Annotated in this window: 26 protein-coding genes and 1 pseudogene; 10 read left to right on the top strand and 17 right to left on the bottom strand. The window is 55.4% G+C overall.

The annotated features are described in order from the left end of the window. Positions 1-12: 12 nt before the first annotated feature. From IMQ56_RS05340 to IMQ56_RS05330, 3 genes are all read right to left on the bottom strand, one after another. Entirely contained in the window at positions 13-783 is a 771-nt protein-coding gene (locus tag IMQ56_RS05340; RefSeq protein ID WP_229692537.1) for a helix-turn-helix domain-containing protein, read from the bottom strand. 353 nt (positions 784-1,136) lie between these two features. Continuing rightward, positions 1,137-1,616, bottom strand: a complete 480-nt coding sequence (locus tag IMQ56_RS05335) for a hypothetical protein (protein ID WP_196063550.1) — start codon at positions 1,614-1,616, stop codon at positions 1,137-1,139. A gap of 1 nt (position 1,617) precedes the next feature. Continuing rightward, complete coding sequence (locus tag IMQ56_RS05330; RefSeq protein WP_032668878.1) at positions 1,618-2,406, bottom strand: winged helix-turn-helix domain-containing protein; 789 nt, start codon at positions 2,404-2,406, stop codon at positions 1,618-1,620. An 834-nt stretch (positions 2,407-3,240) separates the two neighbouring features. Between IMQ56_RS05330 and IMQ56_RS05325 the strand changes: the two genes are divergently transcribed. From IMQ56_RS05325 to IMQ56_RS05300, 6 genes are read left to right on the top strand one after another with little or no spacing between them, the layout of a single operon-like run. After that, complete coding sequence (locus IMQ56_RS05325; RefSeq protein ID WP_196063549.1) at positions 3,241-3,843, top strand: LuxR C-terminal-related transcriptional regulator; 603 nt, start codon at positions 3,241-3,243, stop codon at positions 3,841-3,843. A 52-nt stretch (positions 3,844-3,895) separates the two neighbouring features. Continuing rightward, complete coding sequence (locus IMQ56_RS05320; protein WP_032668879.1) at positions 3,896-4,480, top strand: fimbrial protein; 585 nt, start codon at positions 3,896-3,898, stop codon at positions 4,478-4,480. A gap of 53 nt (positions 4,481-4,533) precedes the next feature. Continuing rightward, entirely contained in the window at positions 4,534-5,211 is a 678-nt protein-coding gene (locus tag IMQ56_RS05315) for a fimbria/pilus periplasmic chaperone (RefSeq protein WP_017693983.1), read from the top strand. A gap of 23 nt (positions 5,212-5,234) precedes the next feature. Further along, positions 5,235-7,760, top strand: coding sequence for a fimbria/pilus outer membrane usher protein (locus IMQ56_RS05310; RefSeq protein ID WP_196063548.1), 2,526 nt, complete (start codon positions 5,235-5,237; stop codon positions 7,758-7,760). Then, positions 7,751-8,269 carry a fimbrial protein gene (locus IMQ56_RS05305; protein WP_015570071.1) on the top strand — a complete coding sequence of 173 codons (519 nt, stop codon included), beginning with the start codon at positions 7,751-7,753 and terminating at the stop codon, positions 8,267-8,269. The genes IMQ56_RS05310 and IMQ56_RS05305 overlap by 10 nt, the downstream gene beginning before the upstream one ends. Beyond that, the gene (locus IMQ56_RS05300; RefSeq protein WP_032104015.1) at positions 8,269-9,276 is read left to right on the top strand and encodes a fimbrial protein; all 1,008 of its coding nucleotides are present in this window, start codon (positions 8,269-8,271) and stop codon (positions 9,274-9,276) included. Before IMQ56_RS05305 ends, IMQ56_RS05300 begins: the two co-directional genes overlap by 1 nt. A gap of 1 nt (position 9,277) precedes the next feature. On the opposite strand, the gene IMQ56_RS05295 is transcribed toward IMQ56_RS05300, so the two are convergent. Beyond that, positions 9,278-9,802 carry a lipocalin family protein gene (locus tag IMQ56_RS05295; RefSeq protein WP_032652079.1) on the bottom strand — a complete coding sequence of 175 codons (525 nt, stop codon included), beginning with the start codon at positions 9,800-9,802 and terminating at the stop codon, positions 9,278-9,280. Between the two features lie 117 nt (positions 9,803-9,919). On the opposite strand from IMQ56_RS05295, the gene IMQ56_RS05290 reads away from it, so the two are divergent. The 4 genes from IMQ56_RS05290 to IMQ56_RS05275 all read left to right on the top strand — a co-directional run bounded on the left by IMQ56_RS05290 (position 9,920) and on the right by IMQ56_RS05275 (position 13,452). Continuing rightward, positions 9,920-10,645, top strand: a complete 726-nt coding sequence (locus tag IMQ56_RS05290; RefSeq protein WP_017383646.1) for a MerR family transcriptional regulator — start codon at positions 9,920-9,922, stop codon at positions 10,643-10,645. Between the two features lie 99 nt (positions 10,646-10,744). After that, on the top strand, positions 10,745-11,155 hold the full coding sequence (gene uraH, locus IMQ56_RS05285; protein WP_022650126.1) for a hydroxyisourate hydrolase: 411 nt from the start codon (positions 10,745-10,747) through the stop codon (positions 11,153-11,155). Positions 11,156-11,257: 102 nt separating this feature from the next. Next, complete coding sequence (locus tag IMQ56_RS05280; RefSeq protein ID WP_015570076.1) at positions 11,258-12,217, top strand: DUF523 and DUF1722 domain-containing protein; 960 nt, start codon at positions 11,258-11,260, stop codon at positions 12,215-12,217. Positions 12,218-12,363: 146 nt separating this feature from the next. Next, entirely contained in the window at positions 12,364-13,452 is a 1,089-nt protein-coding gene (locus tag IMQ56_RS05275) for an AAA family ATPase (protein WP_023295682.1), read from the top strand. A gap of 28 nt (positions 13,453-13,480) precedes the next feature. Here IMQ56_RS05275 and IMQ56_RS05270 read toward each other — a convergent pair whose 3' ends face one another. The 13 genes and pseudogenes from IMQ56_RS05270 to IMQ56_RS05210 form a co-directional block, all read right to left on the bottom strand. Beyond that, positions 13,481-14,434, bottom strand: a complete 954-nt coding sequence (locus IMQ56_RS05270; RefSeq protein WP_017383650.1) for a helix-turn-helix domain-containing protein — start codon at positions 14,432-14,434, stop codon at positions 13,481-13,483. A 25-nt stretch (positions 14,435-14,459) separates the two neighbouring features. Beyond that, the gene (locus IMQ56_RS05265; protein WP_017693987.1) at positions 14,460-15,239 is read right to left on the bottom strand and encodes an MBL fold metallo-hydrolase; all 780 of its coding nucleotides are present in this window, start codon (positions 15,237-15,239) and stop codon (positions 14,460-14,462) included. Positions 15,240-15,328: 89 nt separating this feature from the next. Then, positions 15,329-16,579 carry an HlyD family efflux transporter periplasmic adaptor subunit gene (locus IMQ56_RS05260; RefSeq protein WP_017693988.1) on the bottom strand — a complete coding sequence of 417 codons (1,251 nt, stop codon included), beginning with the start codon at positions 16,577-16,579 and terminating at the stop codon, positions 15,329-15,331. 6 nt (positions 16,580-16,585) lie between these two features. Continuing rightward, complete coding sequence (locus tag IMQ56_RS05255) at positions 16,586-17,335, bottom strand: hypothetical protein (RefSeq protein WP_017383653.1); 750 nt, start codon at positions 17,333-17,335, stop codon at positions 16,586-16,588. After that, a complete protein-coding gene (locus IMQ56_RS05250; RefSeq protein WP_017383654.1) occupies positions 17,332-19,428 on the bottom strand; it encodes a peptidase domain-containing ABC transporter in 2,097 nt (698 codons plus the stop codon). Before IMQ56_RS05250 ends, IMQ56_RS05255 begins: the two co-directional genes overlap by 4 nt. 67 nt (positions 19,429-19,495) lie before the next feature. Then, the gene (locus tag IMQ56_RS05245; RefSeq protein WP_001196016.1) at positions 19,496-19,681 is read right to left on the bottom strand and encodes a hypothetical protein; all 186 of its coding nucleotides are present in this window, start codon (positions 19,679-19,681) and stop codon (positions 19,496-19,498) included. A gap of 23 nt (positions 19,682-19,704) precedes the next feature. After that, positions 19,705-19,899: a hypothetical protein gene (locus tag IMQ56_RS05240; RefSeq protein WP_013094846.1), complete on the bottom strand. Its 195-nt coding sequence runs from the start codon at positions 19,897-19,899 to the stop codon at positions 19,705-19,707. A gap of 73 nt (positions 19,900-19,972) precedes the next feature. Beyond that, positions 19,973-20,626 carry a hypothetical protein gene (locus IMQ56_RS05235; RefSeq protein ID WP_063932404.1) on the bottom strand — a complete coding sequence of 218 codons (654 nt, stop codon included), beginning with the start codon at positions 20,624-20,626 and terminating at the stop codon, positions 19,973-19,975. A gap of 6 nt (positions 20,627-20,632) precedes the next feature. After that, on the bottom strand, positions 20,633-22,231 hold the full coding sequence (locus tag IMQ56_RS05230) for a hypothetical protein (protein ID WP_023302845.1): 1,599 nt from the start codon (positions 22,229-22,231) through the stop codon (positions 20,633-20,635). After that, positions 22,209-24,803, bottom strand: coding sequence for a CS1-pili formation C-terminal domain-containing protein (locus IMQ56_RS05225; RefSeq protein WP_032620742.1), 2,595 nt, complete (start codon positions 24,801-24,803; stop codon positions 22,209-22,211). The genes IMQ56_RS05230 and IMQ56_RS05225 overlap by 23 nt, the downstream gene beginning before the upstream one ends. Positions 24,804-24,809: 6 nt before the next feature. After that, positions 24,810-25,487, bottom strand: coding sequence for a pilus assembly protein (locus IMQ56_RS05220; RefSeq protein WP_015570085.1), 678 nt, complete (start codon positions 25,485-25,487; stop codon positions 24,810-24,812). Between the two features lie 45 nt (positions 25,488-25,532). Continuing rightward, on the bottom strand, positions 25,533-26,156 hold the full coding sequence (locus IMQ56_RS05215; protein ID WP_003860995.1) for a common pilus major fimbrillin subunit EcpA: 624 nt from the start codon (positions 26,154-26,156) through the stop codon (positions 25,533-25,535). A 227-nt stretch (positions 26,157-26,383) separates the two neighbouring features. Then, positions 26,384-26,597, bottom strand: a pseudogene (locus IMQ56_RS05210) (hypothetical protein); the annotation flags it as partial.

Raw genomic sequence — 26,597 nt, 5'->3', positions numbered from 1 at the left:
ATGTAATGATATTCAGCTCTGCGACGTGCGCCACACGCCAGGCGTACAACCATACTCCGTCTGAAAATGACGAATAAAGTGCGCGCAGTCGCTGAACCCCATCCGCTGCGCAATATCCGTCACGCTTTGCTGTGAGTTCTTCAGCAGCCAGCAAGCATAGCGCAGTCTGGCGCTGCGGATAAATTCGCGGGCCGTTTTGCCGAATTCTGCGTGGAACAGTCGGTTGAGCTGGCGTTCACTCAATGCCACTTCTCGCGCAAGCCCGGCGGTAGTGAGCGGCCGGGTCAGGAACTGTTCTATCAGCATGACGGCGCGGCGCAACCGCGAGTCAGGGATAAGCGCAAAATTCGCCGGACGCGGGGTGGCAATTTCATGCGGAACGAGCGACAAACGCTGACAGGTGTTGCTGGCGATATCATCCCCGGCATGGGCGCGGATAAGCTCAGTTGCCAGCGTCAGGGTGGAAATACCGCCCGGGCAGGTCAGCACATCGCCATCGTCGATGAAATCATACCCTTGCTCAGCATACACCAGCGGGAAAGCCTGCCGAAATGCATCAAGGTGGAAAGGATGGATGGACGCTCGTCGTTCATTCAGCAATCCTTCCTGTGCGAGGACAAAACTGCCGGTGCCAATGCCAATGAGCGGAACCCCGGCATGGTGGGCATGTGCCAGATACGCTTTATCCCCCTGATACCCTAAGTCCAGATACTGCAATTCACCGCCGATAACAGCAAGGTAGTTAAAACTGTCCGGCGGCGCATGGGGGGAATCCGGTCTCATGATAATCCCCGCATTGCTGATAATCGGGATATCAGGAAATTCACTTATCAGGCTGATTTTAAATGCTAATTTATCCTGCGCTTTCGCTGCATAACGCAGCGCCTCCAGCAACCCGGAGACGGCCAGAAGTGAATAACGGGGCCATAATATCAACCCAATATGCAGACACTTTTCCGGTACTGATTTCCCCCCATCGGAGGAGTCAAATACACTTTTCATTTACTTGCCAAATTTAAAATTAATTACATTATCGCAACATGATCTGTCGCACTTTATATTTCTAAGATAATCCTGATATTTTAAATCAAGCATAAATGAGACGGGAGGAAAATATAATGTTTTTCTCGTTTATATCATTCTTTTTTTGAACCACGACACACATATGTCGGTAATGTTCCTAAGGTAAAGATATAGTTACCATTATGTTGTTCATTGATCCGCATATAAATACTCTTGCCCGGATAGACAAAAAATTGCGGTTCATATTTTTCCAGCCAGCTGTCGTCGACATTATCGTCCGGGAACGTCATATTTTTTTCTGACGTCAGCAAATAGAGATGATCTTGTCTCTCCACCCGAAAGGAAATTTTCCTGTCGATGGTTTTACCCGGATCGCTCTTTGCCCGGCCATTCATGCTCAGGGTGCCGAATTTCCCGTCGAAGGTGTAATTCAGCCAGACCGTCAGCGTCTCATCCGGATGGTGCTGTACCAGATTGGCCTGGCATGAAAAAGGCTGAACGTAAGTTCGGTGCCACAGGTAATAGCCCGTCAGCACGCCTGCCGTGACGAGGCCCGCCACGATGATATACAGCATCTGCCGAAAACGAGTCATGCTAGCTATCCTTCAGGAAATAATCAGATATACAGCGGTTCGGTTCTTTCATTGGCCGGTCGCAGCGAATAACCGACGCACGAGGAAGCAGAGCGTACCAGCTGATGTAAACCCAGGGATATTGCGCGCATTCAGCCTTGAATTGTTCCACATAGGTCAGCGCTGAAGCGCGTTCAGCGTGAGTCTGAATGTCGTTCGCAAGATAAACGCGACAGGCTCCGACGGATGCCGCAAAACGGTAATCCTCAACAAAACGGTTTTCTGTGGCGTTCATATATCCCGTCACGCCTGCCCCGGCCAGGACGATCAATAGACCCATGACAACAGCCAGCCAGCGCGTGGGCTTCCTGGCAACGGGTGTTGCTGGCTCGGAGGGTGCAGAGACCTCCTCGATCGCTGGCGCCTCCCCACATTGTTCCTCTGCGGGTTGAGGCGCGACGGGTGAAGACTCTCTGACGGTTATTTGCGTGTCGCTTGCCAGCGTCAACCCAATCCGCGGAATGGTAACGATAGGGTCAGTTTCAAAACCAATCTTTTTGAGCCCTTTGCGCAGGATGGAGATGTTCTGGTAATAGGTATTGGAGGAGACAAGCATGCCGCGGCTTTGCCAGACAATATCAAGGAACTCTTGCTGAGTGACAATCGACCCCGCTCTGTCGATTAATAACAACAGGCATCGGCCTGCTGGCGAATTTAACACAACCACACGGTCAGGATTGTTGATATCACGTAACGTGCTGGCCGCAGGATGAAATTCGACGATATTATTTATAATGTAATGCTTATGCATAGGGGCAGTATGAATTCTCCGGTTAACAGATGTTGAACCTGGGTCACCGCATGTATGGGATGACATTCACGTCGGGATTAATGTGACTGATTAACGTCATGCTGTATATCTTCGCCATTGGCGAAAAATCTTAATTTATATTTCATCCCTTAAGCTTCACTGAACCTGCATAAGAACTCAACCCTTGTAGAATGCGGCTTGCAGAGCCGCTTCATCCGCGATCATCCTCATTATGATGTTTTGTGAAGTGAATTTCCGCTCCACAGAAGTATCTGACTACCGGCAGCATCTCATTTATCAGGGCCTCATCTTTTGGCGCACTTCTCGCCTCTTGACATTGACAAATATCTACATAAAAAAACATTGTACGCCACGGACATGCGTGTCTGAAATATTCAGCACCCTTAAGCCTTAAGTTTTCTCAACCTGACCAATATCAATAACTTACATGGTTTTTGTATGCTTTTAAGCCACCTTTCTATCAGTTTTTATCGATGATAACATTCGTAAATTGTTATTCCCCGTCAGCAACTTCACACCCGCACTGACACCAGACGACAAACTCCTTACAAAACATTTATCAAAGCTAAATTTTCATTAAAAATAGCGGCTATCATAATTTACAGAAAGCGAAGCGGAATAAGACCAATCAGAGGGAAGCGTCGTAACCGGTCTCGATCTTAGTAATTAATACAATTTTAGATTAATTCAGATTACCTCTTTATTGGCCGACGTATAGTAGGCCTACAGTATGCAATACGTCATTGCTTCGAGAATACTGGCGATAACCTTATAAATAATTCGCCTGATTACTATTATAAATCGAGGAATAACATGACGAACAATAGCCAAATAACACAGTATATAACTGTTGCACTGATGGGCGGCGATCATTATGCAAGAAACGGCATTAAAACGTTATTAAGCAGCATCCGCGACGACCTTCACATCATTATCATCGAAGGAGGTTATCAGGAACTGGATAAGGCGCTGTCGTCGATTCGTATCGATATCTTATTTATATCCGGCGCAGAGAAATACCATACAGGGTATGACTCACTGAAATATTTAAAAAAAATCAAAGTCACGCAGCCTGAAGTGATTATCTGCCTGTACTCAACCTCTGCCCATTCCCTGTTATGGGTCCGGGAAGATATTGATGCCTATATCTCGCTACAGAACACGGTTTATCAGTGGCGGATAAAGCTAGCAAAAATGGTCGATAGCCATTATCGGCCCCAAAAGCAGCCAGCGGCGTTATCGCTGACGCCTGGAGAAAGGAGGGTATTAAAGGAACTCAGGAACGGACTGGATATACGTTACATCGCAGAACTGGAGAAACTTTCTTATCGCCGCGTGAGCGCCTTAAAAAGCTCAGCGATAAGGAAACTCGGGCTCAGGAATAAGACAGATTTGCTGGTCTTTTTAACCAGTTAGACCTGCCGCTTTCAGAGCAAATCTCGTAATAAAAAAATCAAGGAACTATGAAATGAAAGCACGCCTTACTTGCCATTCTCTGCTGGCATTAAGCATTGCCGCCCTGCTGCCAGCGGGCGCAGCACTGGCCGCCACCACCAGCGGCGGCACGGTTAACTTCAGCGGTAAAGTGGTGACCTCCGCCTGTGCCATCAGCGCCGGTAGCGCCAATATCGACGTCGACATGGGTGAAGTGCGTACCGCCACGCTGGCTGCCGCAGGCAGTGAAGCCAGTACCGCAAAAGCCTTCTCCATCACCCTGGAAGATTGCGAAATCGCCGATACCTCCGCGTCCACGGAAGATAACCCTATTGCCGCAACGACCGTGGCTATCACCTTCACCGGTACACCGGACAGTACCGATGTGAATAGCCTGGCCGCGGGAGTAAACGGCGGCGCGGGCTCGGCGCAGCATGTCGCTATCCGTCTTTATGACGAACAGGGCAACGTCGTCAGGCTGGGTGAGCCGGCAGCAGCGATCCCCCTGCGTGCAGGGGCGAACATCCTGAACTTCAGCGCGAAATATTACTCCCCACTGGGCAACGCCACGGCGGGTGATGCCAGCGCGGTCGCCACCTACACCGTGACCTATTCGTAATCTTCAGGCCCGGTCTGCTGGCCGGGTCTGACTCAGCTTTCAGGAGACGCACTATGCGCGTAAACACATGGATTTGTCTGGCTGGCACGTTATGTTCATCCGCCGTGTACGCAGGCGGCGTGGGGTTAGGCGCAACGCGGCTGATCTACACCGGCGCGGCTACGCAGACGATGATGCAGGTAAGAAATACCCACCCTGATGCCACGTTTCTGATCCAGTCCTGGATGGAAGACGAGAAAGGGAGCCGTACCAACGACTTCGTCATCACGCCGCCGCTGTACGTCATGAAGCCCGCCAGCGAAAGCGCGGTGAAAATCATGTTCAGCGGCGACGCCCTGCCAGCCGATCGCGAGACGCTGTACTGGATGACGGTCAAAGCTATCCCACAGCAGGTTAAAAACGGTTCCGGCAATTCGCTGCAATTCGCCTCTGCCAACCGCATCAAGGTCTTTTATCGCCCGGAGCGGCTCAGGGAAGGTGCAGGGGAGGCATGGAAAAACCTTGCCGGCGCCTACCGCGCGGGCAAGGTCACGCTGACCAACCCAACGCCGTATTACCTCACCACCATTAACGTGAAAATTGATGGCAGGCCGGTGTCGCCCGTCATGGTGCCGCCGAAATCCAGCGTGACGCTGGCAGACACCTTCAGCCATGCGAGCAGCATGAGCTACCAGACGATTAACGATTATGGGGCCTGGACGCCCGTTACCCGCACGTCATTGTCCCAATAATAAAAACAGTAAGGCGTGACCACATGAAAATTAAAATCCTGTGCGCCACGGCGATCGCCCTGGTGATTCGGCAAGCCGTGGCTGCCGAAAGCGAGCTGCAATTTAATCCTGCGTTTCTCAACGGCGAGCGCGCCAACAGCGCCGATCTCGCCTGGGTCAACGCCGGGAGCGCGTTGCCGCCGGGCGAGTACAATCTTAACGTATATATCAACACCCAGTTCGCATTCACAGGTAACGTCACGTTTCGCGTCGCTGAAAACACCGCCGGTGAAGCCCTGCCGTGCCTTACGCCTGCGCAATTCGCCGCACTTGGCATCGACAGCCGTCAGGCTAAAGGGGGTGAGCTGCCGCCTGCGCAGCGGTGCATTTTTTTAACCCAGTCATTCGCCGATACCCGGTTTGATTTTGACCAGAGGACGCTTACCCTCAACTTCACCGTACCGCAAAGCGCGATGCGCAATATGCCGCGCGGGTACGTCAGCCCGGAGAGCTGGGAGTCCGGCATCCCTGCCGCGTGGCTGAACTATGTGGTTAATGGCGCGAATAATGACTACCGGGGCGAGACGCGCACGCGGGAACAACAGCTGTTTGTGAGCCTAAACAGCGGCGCCAACCTGGGCGCATGGCGGCTACGTGATTTCACCACGTGGACCAAAGAGAGTAACGAGCTCACCCACGTCCAGACCTGGCTACAGCGGGATATCCGCGCCCTGCGTGCCCAGGTTTATGCCGGTGAAACGTTCACCTCATCGCAGGTGTTTGACGCCGTTGGCCTGCGTGGGGTTGCCCTGAAGACCGATGACAATATGTTGCCCGCCAGCCTGAGCGGTTACGCGCCCGAAGTGCGTGGCATCGCGCGCAGCAATGCCACGGTGACGGTTCGCCAGAACGGTAACGTCATCTATCAAACCTCCGTTCCGCCGGGGGCGTTTGTGCTGAAAGATCTCTATCCGACCTCTTCCGGCGGCGATCTCGCGGTCACCATTCAGGAGAGCGACGGTAGCCAGACGCAATACACCCTGCCCTTTGCCAGCGTGCCGAATCTGGTGCGTAACGGTCAGGTCAAATATGCTCTGGGGGCGGGGAAATACCGCCCTGCGGGCAATCAGATCTCGCCCTCCTTCGCGCAGGGCGAGCTGTTCCTGGGCTGGAGATACGGCCTCACGTTTTATGGCGGGGCGCAGTTTTCCGATCGCTACAACGGCCTGGCCTTCGGTATCGGGCAGAATCTCGGCCGCTTTGGCGCCTACTCCCTCGACCTCACCCATGCCCGCAGCCAGCTGGCTGATAACCAGCACTACACCGGTGATTCGGTGCGCCTGCGGTACAGCAAGCTGCTGAACGATATCGGTACGCGAGTCAATTTCTTCTCGCTGCGTTACTCAACGGCAGGGTTTTATACCCTCAGCGATACCACTTACAAAGGCATGGCGGGCGGAGCGCCAAAACAGACCGTGGAAGACGATGGCACCGTCACCACTCACTACGACACGGTTTACAACCTGCATATGTCGCGTAAGGCAAAAAATCAGCTGCTGTTGTCGCAGCCGATGGGCGAATACGGCGCGCTGTCGCTGTCCTGGGATCAACAAACCTACTGGAATACGTCAAAAACCACGCAAAGTTTGCAGTTCGCGTGGAACGCGACGTTTCGTAACCTGTCGCTTGGCATCAGCGCCCAGCGTAGCTCTGGCCTGTACGACAACAAGAAAGACAATATCCTCGCGTTGTCCCTGTCGGTGCCGCTGGGTAACCCGGCGCTGTCGACCCGTCTCCGTTTTACCGCTACCCATGCGGATCCCGCTGGCACCACCGCCAGTACCGGTGTCAGTGGTTATCTGCCGGGGCAGGAGAATCTTTTCTATAGCGTCAACCAGCGCTACAGCGCGCAGCAGCACTACGGCGGCGATGCCGCGCTGCAATACGAGGGCGCGTGGGGAGACTATAACCTGGGCTACAGCTACGCCGGTGACTCCCGCAACCTCAGTTACGGGATGAGCGGCGGTGCGGTGCTGCATGAGGATGGTCTGACGCTGAGCCAGCCGCTCGGGAACACCAATATTCTGGTGAAAGCCCCGGGCGCCAGTCATGTCGCCGTGCTCAACCACAAGGGCATCAAAACCGACAGCCGGGGCTATGCGGTGATCCCGTACGCCACGCCGTATCGCGTTAATCAGGTTGCGCTGGATGTCACCACCGTGGGCAATGACGTGGAACTTGAGAACGCCATCGCCAATAAAATCCCCACCGACGGGGCACTGGTTCGCGCCACCCTCACCACGCGTCAGGGGGCAAAAGCGATGTTTATCGTACGTCACGCTAAAGACGTGCTCCCCTTCGGTACGCTGGTCTCGTCAGAGGATGACAAAGCCAGCGGTATCGTCGGCGACGGCGGCAGCGTGTATCTGACCGGCCTGTCAGCGGAGGGAACATTGCATGCCGTATGGGGGCGCAACAGCGCCCAGCGCTGCACGATCCGCTATGCGTTGAACCCGCAGAATTATCACGCCCGCACCGGGCTTTATTCCCAGGAGGTCATATGTCAGTAACCATCCGGTTCCTCCCCCTGATCCTGCTGATGTTCATCACCGTTCCCGCGCGCGGCTATGACGTGCTGGTTTCCGTGACCGGCAACGTGATCGGCAATACCTGCATTGTCTCGGAAGATTCGAAGGAGCAAAACGTGCCGCTGGGCACCCTCGGCGTGAAGCAATTTAGCGAGGCGGGCGCGGTCAGCAATATCAAAACGCCCTTCACGCTCACCCTTGAAGCGTGCGGCCCCACCTTTGCTGGCGTGAAAATCCGCTTCAGCGGTACGCCGGATGACGAGAACCCGCAGCTTCTGAAAGTCGCTGACGGCGGCGCGACCGGCGTGGCGGTGCAGATTCTGGATAAAGACAGCGTACTTATCCCGCTGGACACCCAAACCGCTGCTTACGGCGCGGCGGGGGATGACAGCGTAAAAATGACCTTCTATGCGCGACTGGCCGCCACGGGTGCGCCGGTCAATGCCGGAGACGTTTCGGCAGTGGCAACCTGGACGACGGAGTATCAATAATGCGTTTACTGTTTTTAGCCCTGTTTTTCATGTCCTCTCAGGCACTTGCCCTCTCCTGGACATCGGATATCACCCTTTCGCCAACGCCTATGTCGTGGTCCGGCCCGGCAGACTCCATCGTGCCTGGAAAGACGATCGGCTCTGAATGGAGCGCCTCTGCGAGCGTCTCGGAAGTGTTCTGGTGCGGCCTGGTATTTACCTGCTCCAAAGGGACGCTGGAGCCGAGCAGCAGTATAACCGCCACCGGCATCACGGTTATTCTTGATGGCGCAAATTACATGGTATTTGAAACGGGCGTGCCCGGCATCGGCTTCATTCTTGGGCTTAAAGATTATAACGGCACCACCTATGTCCCGATGCAGACGGGCATTACGCAGAGCTATCCGGCCGATGGGACTAACGGTTACGCCACCGCACTGGGCTGGTCGGCAAAAGTGACGTTTATCAAGACCGGCGTTCCGCTGAAATCCGGCGTATACCAGACCCCGACCATTAACGCGGCGATCCTGACGGCCTATAACAACGAAGTGAAAACCGCGCAGGTGATCATCAACCCCACCACCATCACGGTGACGGCAAGCGGCTGCACGGTAGGCACAAAAAGCGCCAACGTCGACCTGGGCACCATTGATGTTCACACGCTGCCCAGCGTAGGCAGCACCTCGCCGTCGGGGGAGTTTAACGTCAGCCTGACCTGCGATGAGAACGTGGCGGTTAACGCAGTGATGACCGATCAGACCACACCGTCAAATACCTCGTCGGTCGTGACGCTGACCGGGGACTCCACGGCCTCCGGCATTGGCGTACAGTTTTTCTATAACGGTACCGGGCCGCTGATGATGGGGCCGGACAGCTCGTCCGCAGGTACGACGGGACAGTTTTTCATCCAGACCACCAGCTCGGCACAAACGCTGTCCCTGCCGTTCCAGGCGCAGTACATCCGAACCGGTGAACTGGTCCCCGGCTCGGCCAACGCCCTGGCAAGCATCACCTTTTCGTATCAGTAGGTTAGTGCTTCACCCACACCAGCTGATCGACCCGGAAGCCCAGCTCGCGTGCGGTGTTCAGGTAGTCCTGTTTTACCGCATCCGGAATGGTCGGGGTGCGCGATAAAATCCACAGATAGTCACGGTTCGGGCCGCTGACCAGCGCGTACTGGTACTTATCATCCAGCTTGATCACGTTATAGCCGCCGTAGAACGGGCCGAAGAACGATACCTTCAGCGCAGCCGTGGTCGGTTCGCCGGTAAAGTACGCCTTTCCTTCGCTCTCATTCCATTTTTTCTTCACCGGATCGTAGCCGCGGTTCAGTACGCTGATACCGCCATCGCTGCGATTGCCGTACGTCGCGGTGACCTGTTCCAGACCGCGCTCGAAGCGATTTTCCAGTCGGGCGACTTCATACCATTTGCCGAGATAGCGGCTGGCATCAAAGCCGGTAATGGGCTGCACGCCTTTCGGCGGCGTGGGAGATTTACAGGCAACCAGCGTCAGCGCAATGGCGACACCGGTAACGACAGGCCATAGCCTCATGAGAACTCCTTTCATTTACGCGGTTGGACGTTAAGTGTAGCGCACCCGTGCGGCGCTTCATCCCGTCGGGGAATATTCGTAGTATATTGAGACAACTCCTTCTCTTCGGATGCAGACATGGCTTACTCCATCGGCGAATTCGCCAGACTCAGCGGCATCACCGCCACCACGCTGCGGGCGTGGCAGCGACGCTATGGCTTGCTCAAACCCGAGCGTACGGACGGCGGTCACCGCCTGTACAGCGATGAGGACGTTCAGCAGGCGCTGAAAATCCTCGACTGGGTAAAAAAAGGCGTACCCATCGGTCAGGTAAAATCACTGCTGGAACGCCCTGCGCCGCGCCGCGCCAATAACTGGCAAACCCTGCAACAGGCCATGCTGCAAAAGTTGCAGGAGGGGAAAATTGAGTCCCTGCGTCAGATGATTTACGACGCCGGACGCGAATACCCAAGGCCAGAGCTGGTCACTAACGTGCTGCGTCCGTTGCGCAGCCAGATTTCGGCGAACGTCGCCGCCGCCATGACGCTGCGTGAGATCCTCGACGGCATCCTCATCGCCTATACCTCGTTTTGCCTTGAGGGCGATAAAAAAGCGCCGGGCGATAACATCCTCATCAGCGGCTGGCATCTGAACGACCCGTGTGAGATCTGGCTTGAAGCTCTGACGCGCACCGGCCAGGGCCACCGCATCGACATACTGCCGGTTCCCCCTGCCGCGCTGGCCCCGGAAATTTTCCCGGACCGCAAATGGCTGCTGGTCACCAGCGGTAAACTTACCGCCGCGCGGAAAAAGCAGGTTGCACAGTGGCAGCAGCAGGTTTCCCTTGAGGTGATTATCCTCTGATTATTTTCTGCTGTGGCAATCTTCACGAAAAGTTGAATATTTTTTCGCGCAGCGAGTGCTAACGTTTTCCTGTCACCGACAACTCAACAGGAAAACACGATGAAAAAGACACTCCCTCTGATGATGCTGGCTGCAATGGCTTTCGCGCCTGCCGCGTTCAGCGCCCCGGCAGGCACCCTGAGCGTTCACGTTCTGGACCAGCAAACCGGTATGCCGCCAGCGGATGTGACCGTCACGCTGGAGAAGCAGGAGCAGGACAAGTGGACCCCGATTGCCAGCGGTAAAACCGACCACGACGGGCGCATCAAATCGCTCTATCCGCAGGATCAGGATATGGCGCCTGGCGTGTATAAAGTGACCTTCAAAACCGCAGATTACTTCCACGGCAAAAAGCTGGACTCCTTCTTCCCGGAAGTTCCGGTGCTGTTCACCGTCACCCGCACCAATGAAAAACTGCATATCCCGCTTCTGCTCAGCCAGTACGGTTACTCAACCTACAAGGGCAGCTGATTGCTCTTGATTTTAAAGACGATTTAAAAATAATCCCGCCAGTACTTGGACAAATACGCATTGTTGTGTAACTTTTAGGTATGAGATCGGGAGGTGCACACCATGACAACAAAACCTGTGCTGGGTATTAGCGGATGTTTGACCGGTTCCGCCGTTCGCTTTGACGGCGGGCATAAGCGTATGGGCTTTGTGATGGATGAGCTGGCGCAGTGGGTCGCTTTCCGTCCGGTATGCCCTGAAATGGCTATCGGCCTGCCCACGCCTCGTCCGGCGCTGCGTCTGGTGATGACCACCGGCGGCGAGACAGAAATGCGGTTCAGCAAAGCGCCGCACGATGACGTTACGCAGAAGATGGCCGCATTTACGGCAGATTATCTGCCGAAAATCGGCGATCTGGCGGGTTTTATCGTCTGTGCAAAATCCCCCAGCTGCGGCATGGAGCGCGTGCGGCTGTACGACGAAAACGGCAACCGGGGCCGCAAGGAGGGTGTCGGGCTGTTCACCGCCGCCCTCCTTGAAACTTTCCCCTGGCTGCCCGTCGAAGAAGACGGTCGCCTGCACGATCCGGTACTACGGGAAAACTTTGTTGAGCGCGTTTTCGCTCTCCACGAACTGAACGTAATGCGTAAAAATGGCCTGACGCGCCGTGCCCTGCTGGACTTTCACAGCCGCTATAAGCTTCAGCTTCTGGCGCACCATCAGGCAGGCTACCGTGAAATTGGTCCGTTCGTGGCTTCACTGCACGAGTGGGACGATCTGGACGCGTTTTTCGTGACCTATCGTGACAAGCTGATGACCATCCTGAAAAAACCCGCTTCGCGGAAGAATCACACTAACGTGCTGATGCACATTCAGGGCTATTTCCGTAACCAGCTGAACAGCCGCCAGCGTGGAGAACTGCGGGATGTGATCCTGCATTACCGGGACGGGCTGCTGCCGATCCTCGCGCCGCTGACGCTGCTGAAGCATTATCTGGCTGAATACCCTGACCGGTATCTGATGACGCAAAACTACTTTGATCCCTATCCTGATGATTTGGGTCTGCGTCTGGCCGTTACCTGATAAGAAAGAAGCGAAGGCCCTGTTGACCCACAGAGGCCCAAAGCAGTACCCCGTTTAGACGACACCCTCACTGTCGTCTTTTTTTTGCGCTCAGCGTAAAATACTGTAATTCTGTACAGGTTAAGCGTGCACAGCGGAGTACCCCGATGATCAAAAATTTGCATATTCAGAACTACCGCTCAATTCGCGATATGTCGCTTGAGCTGGAACAGCTCAATATCGTGTTCGGCCCCAACGGCACCGGAAAATCTAATATTTATAAAGCGATTTACCTGATGCACAGCGCGGCGCAGGGGCAATTCTCCCAGGCGCTGGCGAACGAGGGGGGAATTTTGAAAGTGTTCTGGGCGGGAAAAACCCGCAGCGACCAGCTGCGACGCATGAACCTGGCGGTGGAAACGGAAACCTATGAATATGAGCTTCAGGTCGGGTTCGTGGAAAAGCTGCCCTACCCCTCACAGTTTCAGCTCGATCCGGTGATCAAGGAGGAATCTATCTGGCTCGGCGGACAGCACCGTCGCCCGTCGTCACAGCTGATGAAGCGTAAGAATCAGGCGGTATTCCTGAACAACGTGCATCACGAAAAAGTGACCCACAGCGGCACGCTGTATGAGAACGAGTCGGTGTTCGGTCAGCTCGGTGAACCGCACCTCTACCCCGAAGTGTCGCAGATGCGCGAGTCCCTGCGTAACTGGCGATTTTATCACGAGTTTTCCGTCTCATCCGGCTCGGCGATCCGTGCCCCGCAGGTGGGCTTTCGTTCCCCGGTGCTGGCCAGCGACGGCGCGAACCTGGCCGCCGCGTTTCAGACCATTGTCGAAATTGGCGACGAGCTGCTGCTGATGCGCATTCTCGACCAGGCCTTCCCCGGCTGCGTGTTTTACAGCGACAACACCGGCGGGCGCTTCCGCATGATGATGCAGCGCGAGGGGCTGAGCAGACCGCTGGAACCGGCAGAGTTCTCCGACGGCACGCTGCGTTTTTTGTGCCTGGCGGTGGCGCTGTTAAGCCCGCGCCCTCCCGCATTCATCGCCCTCAACGAACCGGAAAACAGCCTGCATCCGCAGATGCTGCCCGCCCTGGCAAGCCTCATTGCCGAGGCCAGCCGCTATTCGCAGATCTGGCTCACCAGCCACTCGCCGGAGCTGGCGCATTTGATTGAGAAGCACCGATCGTTTTCGCTGTATCAGCTGTCGATGGCGGAGGGGGAGACGAGGATGGAGAGGCTGGGGTAATTGCCAGGTGGCGCTACGCTTACCTGGCCTACTGGCGAGTACGAAACGTCTTGCGCCACTCCGCCGGGCTGACGCCAAAGCGCGCCTTAAACTGCTGCCGATACGTCACCGCTGATAAAAACCCCACCTGCCCGGCGACGTTTTCGATTGGCAGGTTGCCGGACTCCAGCAGGATCTGGCTGCGCCGCAGGCGCTCGGCGGTAAGCCAGTCGGCAACGCTCATGCCCGTCGCCTTGATAAAATGGCGGGTCAGCGTGCGCCGGCTCATCGACACCACTTCCGCAAGAGAGTCCAGGTTATGCGGTTCGGAAATATGCTGCTGAAGGTAGTCAATCAGACAGTTAATCCGCCCATCACGGGTATCTTTCGGCACAGGTTGCGCAATAAACTGCGCCTGCCCGCCCTCTCGGTGCGGCGGGACGATCATTCGGCGGGCAATCTGATTGGCGACGACGCTGCCAAAGCGCTGGCGGATGATATACAAACAGCAGTCGAGCGCGGCGGCGGTACCCGCCGAGGTAATCATATTACCGTCATCCACGTAGAGGGCGTTGATATCCAGTCGGACGTCCGGAAATAGCGACTGGAACTGGCGTTCAAACTCCCAGTGAGTGGCGGCCCGTTTGCCGCTGAGTATGCCCGCATAGCCCAGCACAAACGATCCCAGACACAGCCCAACAATTTCCGCCCCGTTGTCTCTGGCCTGAACCAGGCTGTCGAGCAGCGTCTGAGGCGGGCGCTCCAGAACGTGCTGCCAGTAGGGTACAACCACAATTTCAGCCGATGCGATCGCGGAAAAATCCTGCGTCGCATGCAGGGCAAAACCGTCTTTCGAGTTCAGGAATCCCGGTTTTTCAGCGCAGATCGTGACGTTAAAGCGCTTTTCCCCGGATACCGTGTCGCCAAACAGGATGCAGGGGACGGAGTAGTGGAACGGGCTAAACCCGTCCACCGCGACAATGGCAACGTTAATAAGCGGCATCTGTCTCTCCTGTCCCCTTTAACAGTCAGAATATAACGGTTTCGCCGTCCTGGGGAATGCTCACCGCGTCACCTGCCTCGTTGGCATCAACATACTCGCGCAGCGCGCGGCGGGTCAGCAGGCAGTGGTTGAGAGCTTCCATATGGGTCGCCACGATTTTCGCCTGCGGCAGCAGGAAATGCACGTTAAGCAGATCTTCTTCCCCCATGATAATCGGCCCAAACCCAATGACATGAGCGTAACCGGCGTTGAGCACGACGATATCCGGCTGGTGCTTTTGCAGATCGGCCGCCACCGCATCGCGCCAGATGGTATCCCCTGCGATATAAAGCGTCTTCTCATCGGGATGACGGAACACCACGCCGCAGGCTTCCCCCAGAAACTCTGCCAGCTCCGGCACGGCGTAAGCGCGGTCAGTACCGTGCTGGCCGCCGTGGGTTTTCACTATCCGGATATCGCCGTACGTTGTTTCCCCGGTCATGATCGTCAGGTTGGTAAATCCCTGGCTGCGCAGCAGCGCGGCATCACTATCATTTTGCACGTAGATCGGCTTGCCTTTGGCGATCAGCTCAACGGCGTACTGATCCCAGTGATCGGCATGGGTATGGGTGACGATCACCGCGTCAGCATCCAGAAGCGTTTGAACGTCAACGGGAAGATCGACCATCGGGTTGCGAATATCAGCCCGCGCCGTGCCGGGAAAACCCGGATAAGTGCCTTTTGGCGCCAGCATTGGGTCGATTAAAAAGCGTTTTCCCGCGTAAGTGATCAGCTGGGTGGCATTGCGAATTTGCGTAATGTTCATGGGCTATCCTCCGGTTGGTATGAGAAGGAGAATAGCCCCAGGGTGCCGTTAAGAATGTGGGCTAAAGGGCGATGATCGATGAAATCGGGTCAATCGATAAACCGCTTGCGTACCCTTTCCAGCGGCGCAATCAGCAGATTGATAAGCGGCTTACGATCGATAACGATATCGGCGTTCACCGTCATTCCGCCCATCAGCATGCGCTTTTTCTTGTCCGGGTCGGTAAACCAGGAGGGGACGCGCACTTTAGCCAGGTAGTAGTTCTGCCCCTCCTGGAGCGGGATCAGCGCCGAATGGGCATCAATGTTTACCTCATAGAAATCGGACAACGTCGCTTCCACGGAACCGTATTTGTCTACGGGCCAGGAGTCGAAGCGCAGCTTGACCTTATCGCCTTTCGCCACGCGCCCCACCCCCGTTGCCGGAACATACAGGTACCCCTCCATCGTCGCCGCGGTATTTTTACGGATCACCACCACCACCTCGCTATTTTGCGTAATGGCCCGGCCAGGCGGGAAGTTAATCGCCACCACGTAACCGTCGGAAGGGGCCAGCATCGCCATGGTGGAACTTCCCCGGCTGGACAGGTTGCGGTCAATTTCGCTGATGCGGTTTTTCACATACAGCTGCTCTTCGCTCAGAGAGTCAATTTGCGACTGGGTGCTGTCGGTCAGGCTGGTTTTTCGTGCCTCAAGCTCAAGAATAGTGCTCTCCTCCAGCGTCAGGTTGAGCTGCGCATTGAGCACATCGTTGTGGCTTTTATCGAGATCCACTTTGGAGACATAGCCCTTCCCGGAGACGGATTTCCACGCCTCGTAGGTGTCGGTGCTGTTTTTTAACAACGCGCGCAGCTTCTTCACCTTATCGCGGGAAACGGCGATCTGCTTGTCAGTGAGAGCCAGCTGCTGCGCCAGATTTTTGCGATACGACGCAATCGAGTCCTCAATGGCCTGGATGCGCTGCTCGCTGCGCTTCTTCTCCGCTTCCATCTGCTGGCGGTCAAACTGCACTACCGAGCCCTGCTTGCCGCCATAGTCCTGCGACACGGTGAACAGCGGATCGTTTTCCTTCACGTACTGACCTGGCCGTACGGCAAAATCCACAAGCGTACCGGACTCCCGGGCGCGGACTTCCACATCGCCCTGCGCCGGGATCAGCACCCCACGTGCCAGCGTGGTTTCCGAAAAATTAAAGACGATGGCAAAAACCAGCAGGCAGAGAAAAAAGGTGATGAACAAGGTCAGCACGGCTTTCAGCCGTGGCGCGTTGATGTGATAGCTTTTTGAGAAATGATGCGGGATCAGCGCCCGCCGCTGTCGGCTTCGGTTTTTTAATTTCACGATATGTCATCCATGATAAATCACTGAAAGATCGTCCCATGCACTCCAGAGCGTGGGGGTTTTGCGCAGCGCGTTCAGCGTGTCGGCGGCGGCCTGACGGTAATCCTCTGGCGCATACGCCTGACTCTCCAGCCCAAACTCCACCGCATGCAGCGAACAGATCGGCAGCAGCGTTCGGACGCTGTAGCCATAGCGCGATAAAAACCGCGTTGAGACATCCGTTAACCACGCCTTTTGATCCCCTGCCTGGGTGGAGAACAGCGGCGCATCCGGCAGGCGTTCGTCCATCAGCAGCACCGTCACCAGGCGGTGAGGGGCGAAAAACGAGCTGGCGCGTCGGCCTTCGTGCGCGGCCATTAGCTTATGCAGCGCAGGGTGACGGGTAATAAACTGAAAGCGCACATCGGCTGGCGCGGTGGCGAGCAGCGCATCCACGATCAGACCAAAGCCCGCCCAGCGCATTCCCAGAAGCAGGGTGCGAGATGAACTGTAAAACGCCTGCTCCTGCGTCCACTGCGCCACGTACGCGTGCAGATCGAAGCGGACGTTGCGCGCCCAAAGCGCGGGCGGGAAGATCTGCTCCACGAAGTTAAACCCGCTCAGCTCATGGGCGTTCTGATGCAGAAAATCAGCCGGGACATCGGTCTCCGGGCAGCGCATAAACTGGCTGTAGTTTTGCGTGATCCGGTTTGCCAGCAGCGTGCGCCCGGCCTGGCGCGCGCAGAGTCGCGCATAGAGACGCGGCAGAAACATCATTGCTCACTCTCCCGCAGGGTGCCGTTTTCCATGGTATAGAGACGCCCCTGGCAGCCCACCACGTCCGGCGAGTGGGTGACAAACACCAGGCCAATCCCCAGGCTACGCAGGTTCGCCAGCACTTTCTGCGCGGTCGTTTTATCCAGGTTCGCCGTCACTTCGTCACAGAGCAGAAGCTTAGGCTGGCTGTACAGGGCGCGCGCCAGAACCAGACGCTGCATCTCCCCGGCAGAGAAAAAGGTGTTCCCCGGCAGCATCTCCGTTTCGTAGCCGTGCGGCAGCCTGGCGACGACGTGGTCCACCTCCGCCAGCCGACACGCGGCAATGACCTGCTCTTTATCCGGTGCGCTGTCAAAGCAGGCGATGTTGTCCAGAATCGAGCCGGTAAAGAGAATATCGTCCGCATGGACGATGCGGATGTGCTGACGCAGCGAGGAAAGATCGCACTCCTCAATGGGGATCTTATTGATCCGCAGCGTGCCAGACGATGCCAGCAGCATGCCGGAGATCAGACGCAGCAGCGTGGTTTTTCCCGACCCGCTCTGGCCCACAATCACCGCTTCTTCGCCCTGCTTCAGGGTCATATTGATATGCTGTAGCGTGGCCTCCCGGCCAGGATAGGCAAATGAGACATCCTCAAATTGCAGACAGACCGGCGAGGTGACAATCCGCTTCCCAAACTGGCTGGTTTCAGAGGGGGCAAACAGCAGGTCGCCCACGCGATCCAGCGGCCCCTTGAGGGCATTTTTGTCCAGCAGCTTCTGCGCCACCTGCACCATGGCATCGGAAAAATAGCGCTTATAGCTGATATAGGCGTAAAGCATCCCGATGCTCATCTGCCCTTCCAGGATCAACCACGCGCCAAAGCAGACCACCAGCAGCTGCTCGGCATTGATCACCAGCAGCGAAGCCACGTCAAAGCGGGCCAGCAGCCGCTCTTTACGCATCAGCCCGGCGATGTGTTCGCGCTGGGATTTATCCATCACCGCATCCCGGGCCTGCTCCATATTGTTCGCTTTGAGCGTAATGATCCCTTTCTGCGTCTCCACCAGCAGGGATTCATACTGGGCGGTGCGCTCGATGGAGTCATCCACCGCGCGTTGATAGGGGCCGATCAGCGAAAAGCGGATCAGGAAAAACACGCCCATCAGCAGCATCGTCAGCAGCGCAATTTTGACGTTATACAGCAGCATAAACAGCAGGCTGGTGACGGCGATCAGGCTGGAAAAGAGAATTTGCACGTAACCATTGCTGATGAACTCCGCGCAGGCGTGGAGCGATTTTTCAATGGCCAGCACGATGCCCGGCGGGCGCGAGCGGAACCAGCTGGTCTGGGTGCGCAGCATGTAGTGGCGCACGGACTGGCTTAAATCGTCATAGGCAATGTTACGCATCAGGATCTCAAGCAGCTGCTTGAGGAATTTACCGATGACTTCAAAGATAAAGACAATAGCGAAGATCGCGGTGAGCAGGATCACCAGATCGCTGTCGCTGCGGGAAATGGCCTCATCCATAATCAGCTGCACGTAGGTGGGGCTTGCCAGCATGGTGATGAGGGTAAAAATACAGAGCACAAACAGCAGCAGCTGGCGCTGGAACAGGCTCGGGGATTTATTGGCTAACCGGCCAAGCGTGAGCTTTTCATCCGGGGATTTCTTTTCGAAGCACGGCGTGGGCTTAAGCTCAAGAACATAGCCGGAAAAGAGTTTTTCCGCCTCTTTCAGACGGTAACGACGCACGCCGCTGGCCGGGTCGTGAACGGTCACGCTGCGGCTGTCGATCTTCACGATGACCACGAAATGGTTGCCGCGCCAGAAGGCGATGAGCGGCAGCTCAGACGTTTCTATTTCAGTGATTTCGCCTTTAAGCACCCGGCCAGACATATTTTTATCGCTGGCAAGGGTCATCAATTCCGCCATTGAGGTTCCCGCATCGGCGGAAACGGAAATCTCCCGGCGCAGCTGGCTGACAGAGACATGGTGGTCGTAGTGCCCCAACACCATCGCCAGGCAGGCCAGTCCACATTCGGTAAATTCATGCTGGCGAATAACAGGGGTCTTACCCTGTTTTTTATACTGAAAGAGCGAAAACATAATGATCCGTGGCTGAAATAAAAAAATGGCCCGGCAATGCGGGCCATGCGTACAACGTGCTTCTCGCTTAGGCGCTGAAGAAACCGCCGATGAAGCCGCCCACCAGGCCGAACACGCCGCCGATGGTGCCGCCCAGCGCGCCTAACATCTGGCTGCCCGCGTTATAGCCCGCGCTTGCGCCCTGAATAGCGGCAGCAAACGGATCCCAACCACCGATGATGGCCTGTGCTTTTTTGAAATCAATAACTTGCATGAGTCTTTTCCTGTTAACGTGAATTAGTTGTAGCTACCAACCAGCGCACCCAGGAAGCCCATTGCGCCACCCAGAATTCCGCCAACCACACCGCCAACCATGCCCATGATGCTTGCGCCGGTGTCGTAACCCAGCTGTGCACCTTTAACCAGACCAGCGAACGGGTTTAACGCGCCACCGATAATGTCTTTCGCTTCTACGAATGAAATCGCTTTCATTTTTATCTCCTGTAGTGATGGATCTTTAGCATGATGCTAAAGGCTAATTTCCTTTTATGAAGGAAAGCGGTTGCTACGGGCAGGTGGTAAGCGGAATGATTTTATTGCCATAAATAATCATCCGCCTTGCAGCCTGCCCGGCATTATCTATTTCCAGCCGTTGCCCCGGCGGAATATATTTTGAATTGTTGTATTGCGTACTGCACCCGACCGAGGAAACATATTTAAAATAGGTATTCCCGGTATTACTCATCACCCCGTTGCTAAACGCATAATCAAAATGTCGTGTCCATGGACGGACAATCAAAATAGCCTCAAGCGAGACCACCACATCCGACTGGATGCGCTGGCCTTTGCGCGTGATAACCTTTGCCTGGAGCGGCGTCTCGGTGAATTTTACGCGATAGTATCGCTCTTTGTTGTCATGCGGGCCGGTATAATAAAATTTAAAACCCGCGCGTTCACCGCTCCCCAGCGTTAATTGCTTAGGCGAATACATGACTTCGCCGTCTTTTATTTCGGTTTCTTTTCCCTTCTCTTTAGGAACGTCTACCTGAATAAGCGAAACGGTATAATTCTGACGCTCGCTGGTATCGTTTTTTATCGGCTGAAAAACAACTTCTCTTTCGGGAAGAAAATCAATATTCAGACTTTCGATAATTAAAGCATTTGCCCCTGTGGAAATGAAGCAATTTATTGCAAAAATAGCCAGGAATTTTCCAGTCATGGTTGATTAATTCCAGGATGCGCTAACATCTATTCTTCCCTGCGCGGTCACTTCGCCAAACCAGCTATTTCCGTCATAGGTGGTTTTCGATACCGGATTATCCATAACGAACTGGAGGATCAGCGGTGTTTTCCAGAGCCACATATCGGTCACGCCGGAACTCATTTTGTCCCACTCTTCCGCATGGGTGGCCGGCGCCGGGATCGACAGTACTTCGCCTTTACAGTTGTGCGCCATCAGCGTCTGGCTTTTCCCCACCAGCACGTTGCCCGGAATGGGAACCGTGAAGCCGTTGCCGCTAAAGGCGCAGTAGTCAACCCCATTCAGGCTTTGGGTAGGCCCGGTGACTTTTACCGTGACCGCAATCGCCGCATCTTTTTGCGCCCCGCTGTAGGTGATGGTGTAGGGGATCTCAATGGGCGCTTCGCCGATAATGCCTTTCCCGGAGCCGCCCAGACCGTCAGGATCGAGGGTGTAATCCGGGTTGTCTGGCACAATCTCCAGCCCGGGCTCGATAGGGTTAATCACCAGGCCGCCCCCCGGCTGGAAGCAGAAATCCGCCGCCAGCGAGCTGTTGCCGGGCGTCAGACACAGGCTGACGATATTGCCAATGTTGCTGCCGTCCCCCGCCTGCGCCACGCTCAGAATTAACGCTTTCGGCAAAAAGATTTTAAGGGACGCTTTGCCGCCGTTTTTCTGCGGCGCTGCAAGGAAGGTGTTCGCCAGGACACGCGTATCGCTCAGGATACCGCCGGAGATACTGTACCAGGTGTTTTCATCGAAGGTCAGCTCGGCGGCAAGCCCGGTGCCGCCGCTCATGTGCGATTGCAGCACGCTGTTGACGCGGGAAGAGGTGAGCGCCAGCCCCCCGTTGTAACCGGAGATATCCTCCCCAACAAACGTGTATTCGAGCAGGTCGCACAGGACGCCAGAGACCGTGTTGCGGGTGTATTTGGTGCAGGTGGCCCCCGTTGATCCATCGACAATCGTCACCTCACCGCTGATCGGGTCAATCCCCAGGTTAAGCGCCCTGGCGTTGGTCATGGTCAGCGTGCCCACCTTGTGAAGCGTATTGGTGGTGGTCACTTTGTTGATGGAGCTGATTTGCGGCGTGGAGGTGATGGTCACTTCATCCCCTGGCGCGGCGTTGAGCAGATAGTTAAAGAACGGATCGCCCAGTACCCAGCGCCCGTATGACGTGCCGGGCTCCATCACCGGCGGCTTAACCACCATCGACGTGTCGGTATAGCTGGTCGTCGGGGTGTACCCCGTGTTGCCGCAGGACGAGGAACACGCCGTCCCTTTGAAGAACGGAGAGGCGCTGGAACCGGTCACCGAAAAGTCGATGGTCAGCGCGCTGCCTGCCGGACCGCTGTAGCTGTTGTCCGGGATGTAAGTGGCGATACCGTTATTCGTTTTCGCACTCAGGGTCGGCCACTCGCGCGAACCGTGTAAAAACGCGGTCGACGTGCTGTTCAGACTAAACAGCCCCGCGCTGTTTCCCGTACCGTTATTGTCCGGGTTATTAATGGCGAAATAGGGCAGCTCCTGCGCCTGGGCCGCCGCGCTCATCAGCAGTAAATTAAGAGCGAATATCTTTTTCATCGTCACGTTCCTGCGTTCCTTTTGCTTCCTGCCAGACAAAATCGCCTTTGTCGCAGGAGATGTCCCCGAGCCACAGCGCACCGCGGTTAGACTCGATGTCCAGGCGCACTTCGCAGACGCTGTCGTCCGGCGTGGCGATACTCAGGACAGGGTTGTTCTTATCAACGTCGATCACGAAGCGTCCGTCGTTTTCCGTCCGGGTCAGCCCGACATGGTTTTTGATCTGCATGGCGCCAACCGGGGCCCCGTTTGCATCCACAAGACGACCAAACAGGGTGACGATTTTCTTCACCTGCGGCTTCATCACCACGGTATTGCCCGGATAAACCGTGATATGGCGACGCGCATTCGCGCCAATCTCATAGCTTTCCGTACCGGTTTCACTGTTCATCACTTCCAGGTCATAAGCCTGGTATGCCGGCAGCGACAGCCAGGTCTTATCCCCTTTGATGCGTTCCGCCCGGCCGTTAAGCTTCAGGGTCAGTGCTTCATCAGATTTGAGACCGGTACTGACAATCACCCCTGCGCTTTCGGTACCTTTCCCGGCGGCGATGGCCTCTTTGGACCAGCCCACGCTGCCGTCACTGGTCAGCGTGGAGTTCCAGCCTTTACTCATGCCGCTCTGGACGCTGAGGATGTTGCTGTTCCACGGCGTGTCGAAGTTCACGCTGCCGCCGCCGCTTACGCTGCGATCCTGGCGGCTGTTAAAGGCTTTCGAGACGTTGGCGGTAGCCGATTTCAGGTAATCGCCCTCAAACTGGCGGCTGGCGCTGACGTTCAGCGCCGTGCCGGTATCGCGATTGTGGGAAACGCCAACCGACACGGTATTGCCGAGCGGTATGGCGAAATCGAGCATCACGTAACGATCTTTCTCTTCGTAATACCCGTCGTATTTGTTGCGCGACATTCCCACCCGCAGGCGCGCCGTACCGTAGCGACCGGCGTATAACCCCTGGGAGTAGTCCAGCTGATAGCGTTTATAGCGATAGAGGTCGTCTTCCTGACGCATCAGGCTCAGGTTGCCTGCCGAGGGCAGGCCGAATGACGGCAGGCTAAAGGAAGCGCCCCAGGTGTTGCCCTTGCTCTCATAGATATCCAGGAACTTGCCGCTGGAGAGCTGTTCATGGGAGTACCACACCGAGCCGATCTGCCACGGCAGGCTGAGATTCGCCCCATAGTTGGCGCGATACGTTCCGTCGGAGGCGGCCATGGTCTGGGTATTCACCGAGAAATAGCCCGTCAGGTTCAGGGAGGCCCACAGCTCGCTGACGATGTGTTCCCGCATCATGTAGGTAGAGGCGTTCCAGTCGACCATCCCGCTGCGCTTGCTGAACGAGGCTCCCACCAGCGACATGGTGTCTTTATGTTTGGTGTCGTAATCGTAGTAGTAGGTGTTATCCTGCTCGTTTTTGCGTTTCGCGTATTTTTTATAATTGACGACGGATTTATCGCGGCTATACATCCCGCCCCACATCTGCCAGCGCAGCGTTTCCGACACGTTGCTGGAGAACGGTTTATTTACGGTGTACATGCTGCGCGACACGGTGCGGCTTCCGCTCACCACTTCAACTTCGACGCTGTAGATCCCGTAGGGCAGGCTGCTGGTGTCAATTTCATGGTTGCCGACGTCAAAGCGCTGAATGCCGATAAGCTGCCCGTCACGACGAATACGGGCCTCGCCCGCCGTGGGAAAATAGACCACCACCGGCGTCAGAGAGAGCGTGTTATCGCGCTTGCGGGAGTTGGCCTGGTTGCCCATGGAAACGCCGTAGACTTCACCGCCGGAAATCCCGCTGACGCTCGCCAGAGACTGCATCGCCCAGCCGTTCAGCATGCCCGCGGCGTAGCGCATCCCCTGATAGTCGCGCTCCCACATAACCGCGTTCATCTGGGTATCGCTGCTGCTCTCGTTGACGTAGCCAGAGCCATCGATCAGCACATGATCGACGCCCATTGAGATCCAGTTTCTCGCGTTCAGATAGCCCGACGACCAGCTGTCACCGTAGCCGCTCTCGGTGTGATACGCCCCGAGGTTGTAGGAGAACGTGCCGCTCAGGTCGTCAGACTCCGGCGCATCAATATCCACCTCACGCGGGCGAATATTCACCCCGTAGTCGCTCTGCGACAGATTCAGCAACAGGCGCATTTTTTTCTGATCCAGTTCGAACGCCGAACCCGCGCTAACCGGAATACGCATCTGGCCATCAAACTGCTTATCGTTAATGCTTTGCAGTAACGCCCGCATCTCTTTTGACAGACGAATGCCGTTATCAGACTCCTGGACCTGAACATCCCTCAGCCCCAGCTTCAGATCTTTTGCAAAGAGCGTCACGTCACCGATACGAACATATTCGCTCGCCGTGCCTTCGTGGTTCCCTTGTTGTGCTGAGTGTGGACGCGTATTCACCAGATAGACGGGAATTTTGATCCCCTGCTCCAGCAGTGCATAAAGCGAGTCGGGAAAACGGTAATTAGCGATAACCACGGAGCTTGAGGCTGCATGCGCAAGCGCGGGCAGCGTGCCGGATGCGCAAGCCATCATCACCGGCAACACTAATTTATTTTTCACCATGCATCCTTACTTAACAGGAATGAACTGTTTCAGGTCCCATATTCCGAGATGAAAATGGTTATCCGTAACGTTGATATCCTCGATAGCGCGCGAGGTCTCTGGCATCAGGTAGAAGTTTTTGCTACACGGCGTGCCGGGGGATTCCGGATTCGGCTTCAGGCAGGTCCCGGTCGCATTGACGCGAAACGAGGTGTTCCCTTTATTGGTTATTTTTCCCGCCACATAGACGAAGTCGATCTTCTTATCCCGGGGCTGAACCACCAGAATGGTGCTCACCACCGCACGCGTCATCCCGGTGCCGTTTTTTGGCGAACCGCTGTCCACCTCTTCGCTTACCCCTTCATCCGTGAAGGTAATGCGGTAGTAACGCTCTTTGTTATCGGCGTTCCCGTGATAGTAAAATTTGACGATATTGCTGGTACCGGCGGGCATTACCATGCGCGTGGGCGTCAGCAACAGTTCGTCCACTTTCTCCGGATTAATGACGATCCCTTCATCCATTGGGCTGCTGATCCGCTGTGCGCGAACAGAAACAATACGCACGCTGTCTGCTTCGTTTTTTATTTCCTTGGCGGTGGAGTCAGCATCCGCAGAAATAATGGTGGTGACTTTTCCCACATTAATGGCCAGCGCGGAGGAAGAGATAAATAATAAAAATAAGAAGGTGGATTTGAGGTTAAACATGCTATTTCCCTAAACAGGGGCTTGCGCCCCTGGATCGATCAGGCCTTAGCCCCAGGTTGCGCGGAACGCAACAGACACGGTCCCTTCCCACAGGCTGTTGGTCAGGTCTTTGAACTCTTTCGCAGTACCCGCGTTGTCCTGAGCGGAGTCAACGTAGAAGACGAATTTGTCCTGGCCGGTAATTTCGGTATCTGCCGCCGCGCCTGCGCTGGTGGTCAGGTTCCACAGGCCAGAAGAGACGCCGGTGTTAGAAGAAGAATCAACCAGCGTGGTCCATGCGGTCGATTTCGCCCCCACGGTGCCACCGATAGAGCCCAGGTCGTTACCGCCCCAACGCGCACCCACTTTCAGCTTGGTCGCTTCACCACCCACGCTGAACAGCGTGTTGTTTGAATCGTCGAGGATAGCTTCGAGTTTGAAGCTGGTCGCCGTAGAGTGATCGCCACGGATAGCCACATCAAACAGACCGGTATCGGTGTTGAAAGATTTGGTATTGGCGCTGTAAACGAAGTTCAAAGCACGCGTTGGCGTAACAACCAGATCGGATTCGCTGTCTTTGGTCGCGGTTGCCTGCCAGGTGGCAGAAGCCGTGGTTTCAGCTGCATTAACTGCGCTCAGGGCAGAAACAGACAGCAGGGAGCCCAGAACGATAGCGTTCAGTTTGTTCATTTATTTAGTCCTTCAAAAAAGAATCCACGTGTATAAAAAGGGGAGCCCCTTTTTCGAGGCGGAGTATAGACAGCCGCAAAATAACGAGGCAATACAGAAAAATTCACTCGACGGAGAGCAACAATAAAAATATAAATAAATTTCTCGTATCTTATTGTTACGTATTGAGTAAATTACTCAATTTCCCGAGCAATAGATAAATATCGATTTTTCAATAAAGAGAAATATCAGGACGTCGGGACAGCTACACACATCATTACAGGCAACACCAGCCCCTTAATTAACCACGCATGTTTTTTTACGCTGGTAATATAGAAGAAGTTGATATTATCAAGTAACATTTCGTTTACAACGCCATCCGGCGCCGCATCATCTTCAGATTTATTCAGCTTTTTATCCTTAATATAAAAGATATTGCTGCCGTCGACCTTTTCCACGCTG

It is taken from the genome of Enterobacter sp. Res13-Sevr-PEC09-46 (assembly GCF_015672585.1).
In the GTDB taxonomy this organism is placed as follows: domain Bacteria; phylum Pseudomonadota; class Gammaproteobacteria; order Enterobacterales; family Enterobacteriaceae; genus Enterobacter; species Enterobacter hormaechei_C.
The sequence above is the reverse complement of the archived record's forward strand: the minus strand, read 5'-3'. Positions and strand labels throughout refer to the sequence as shown.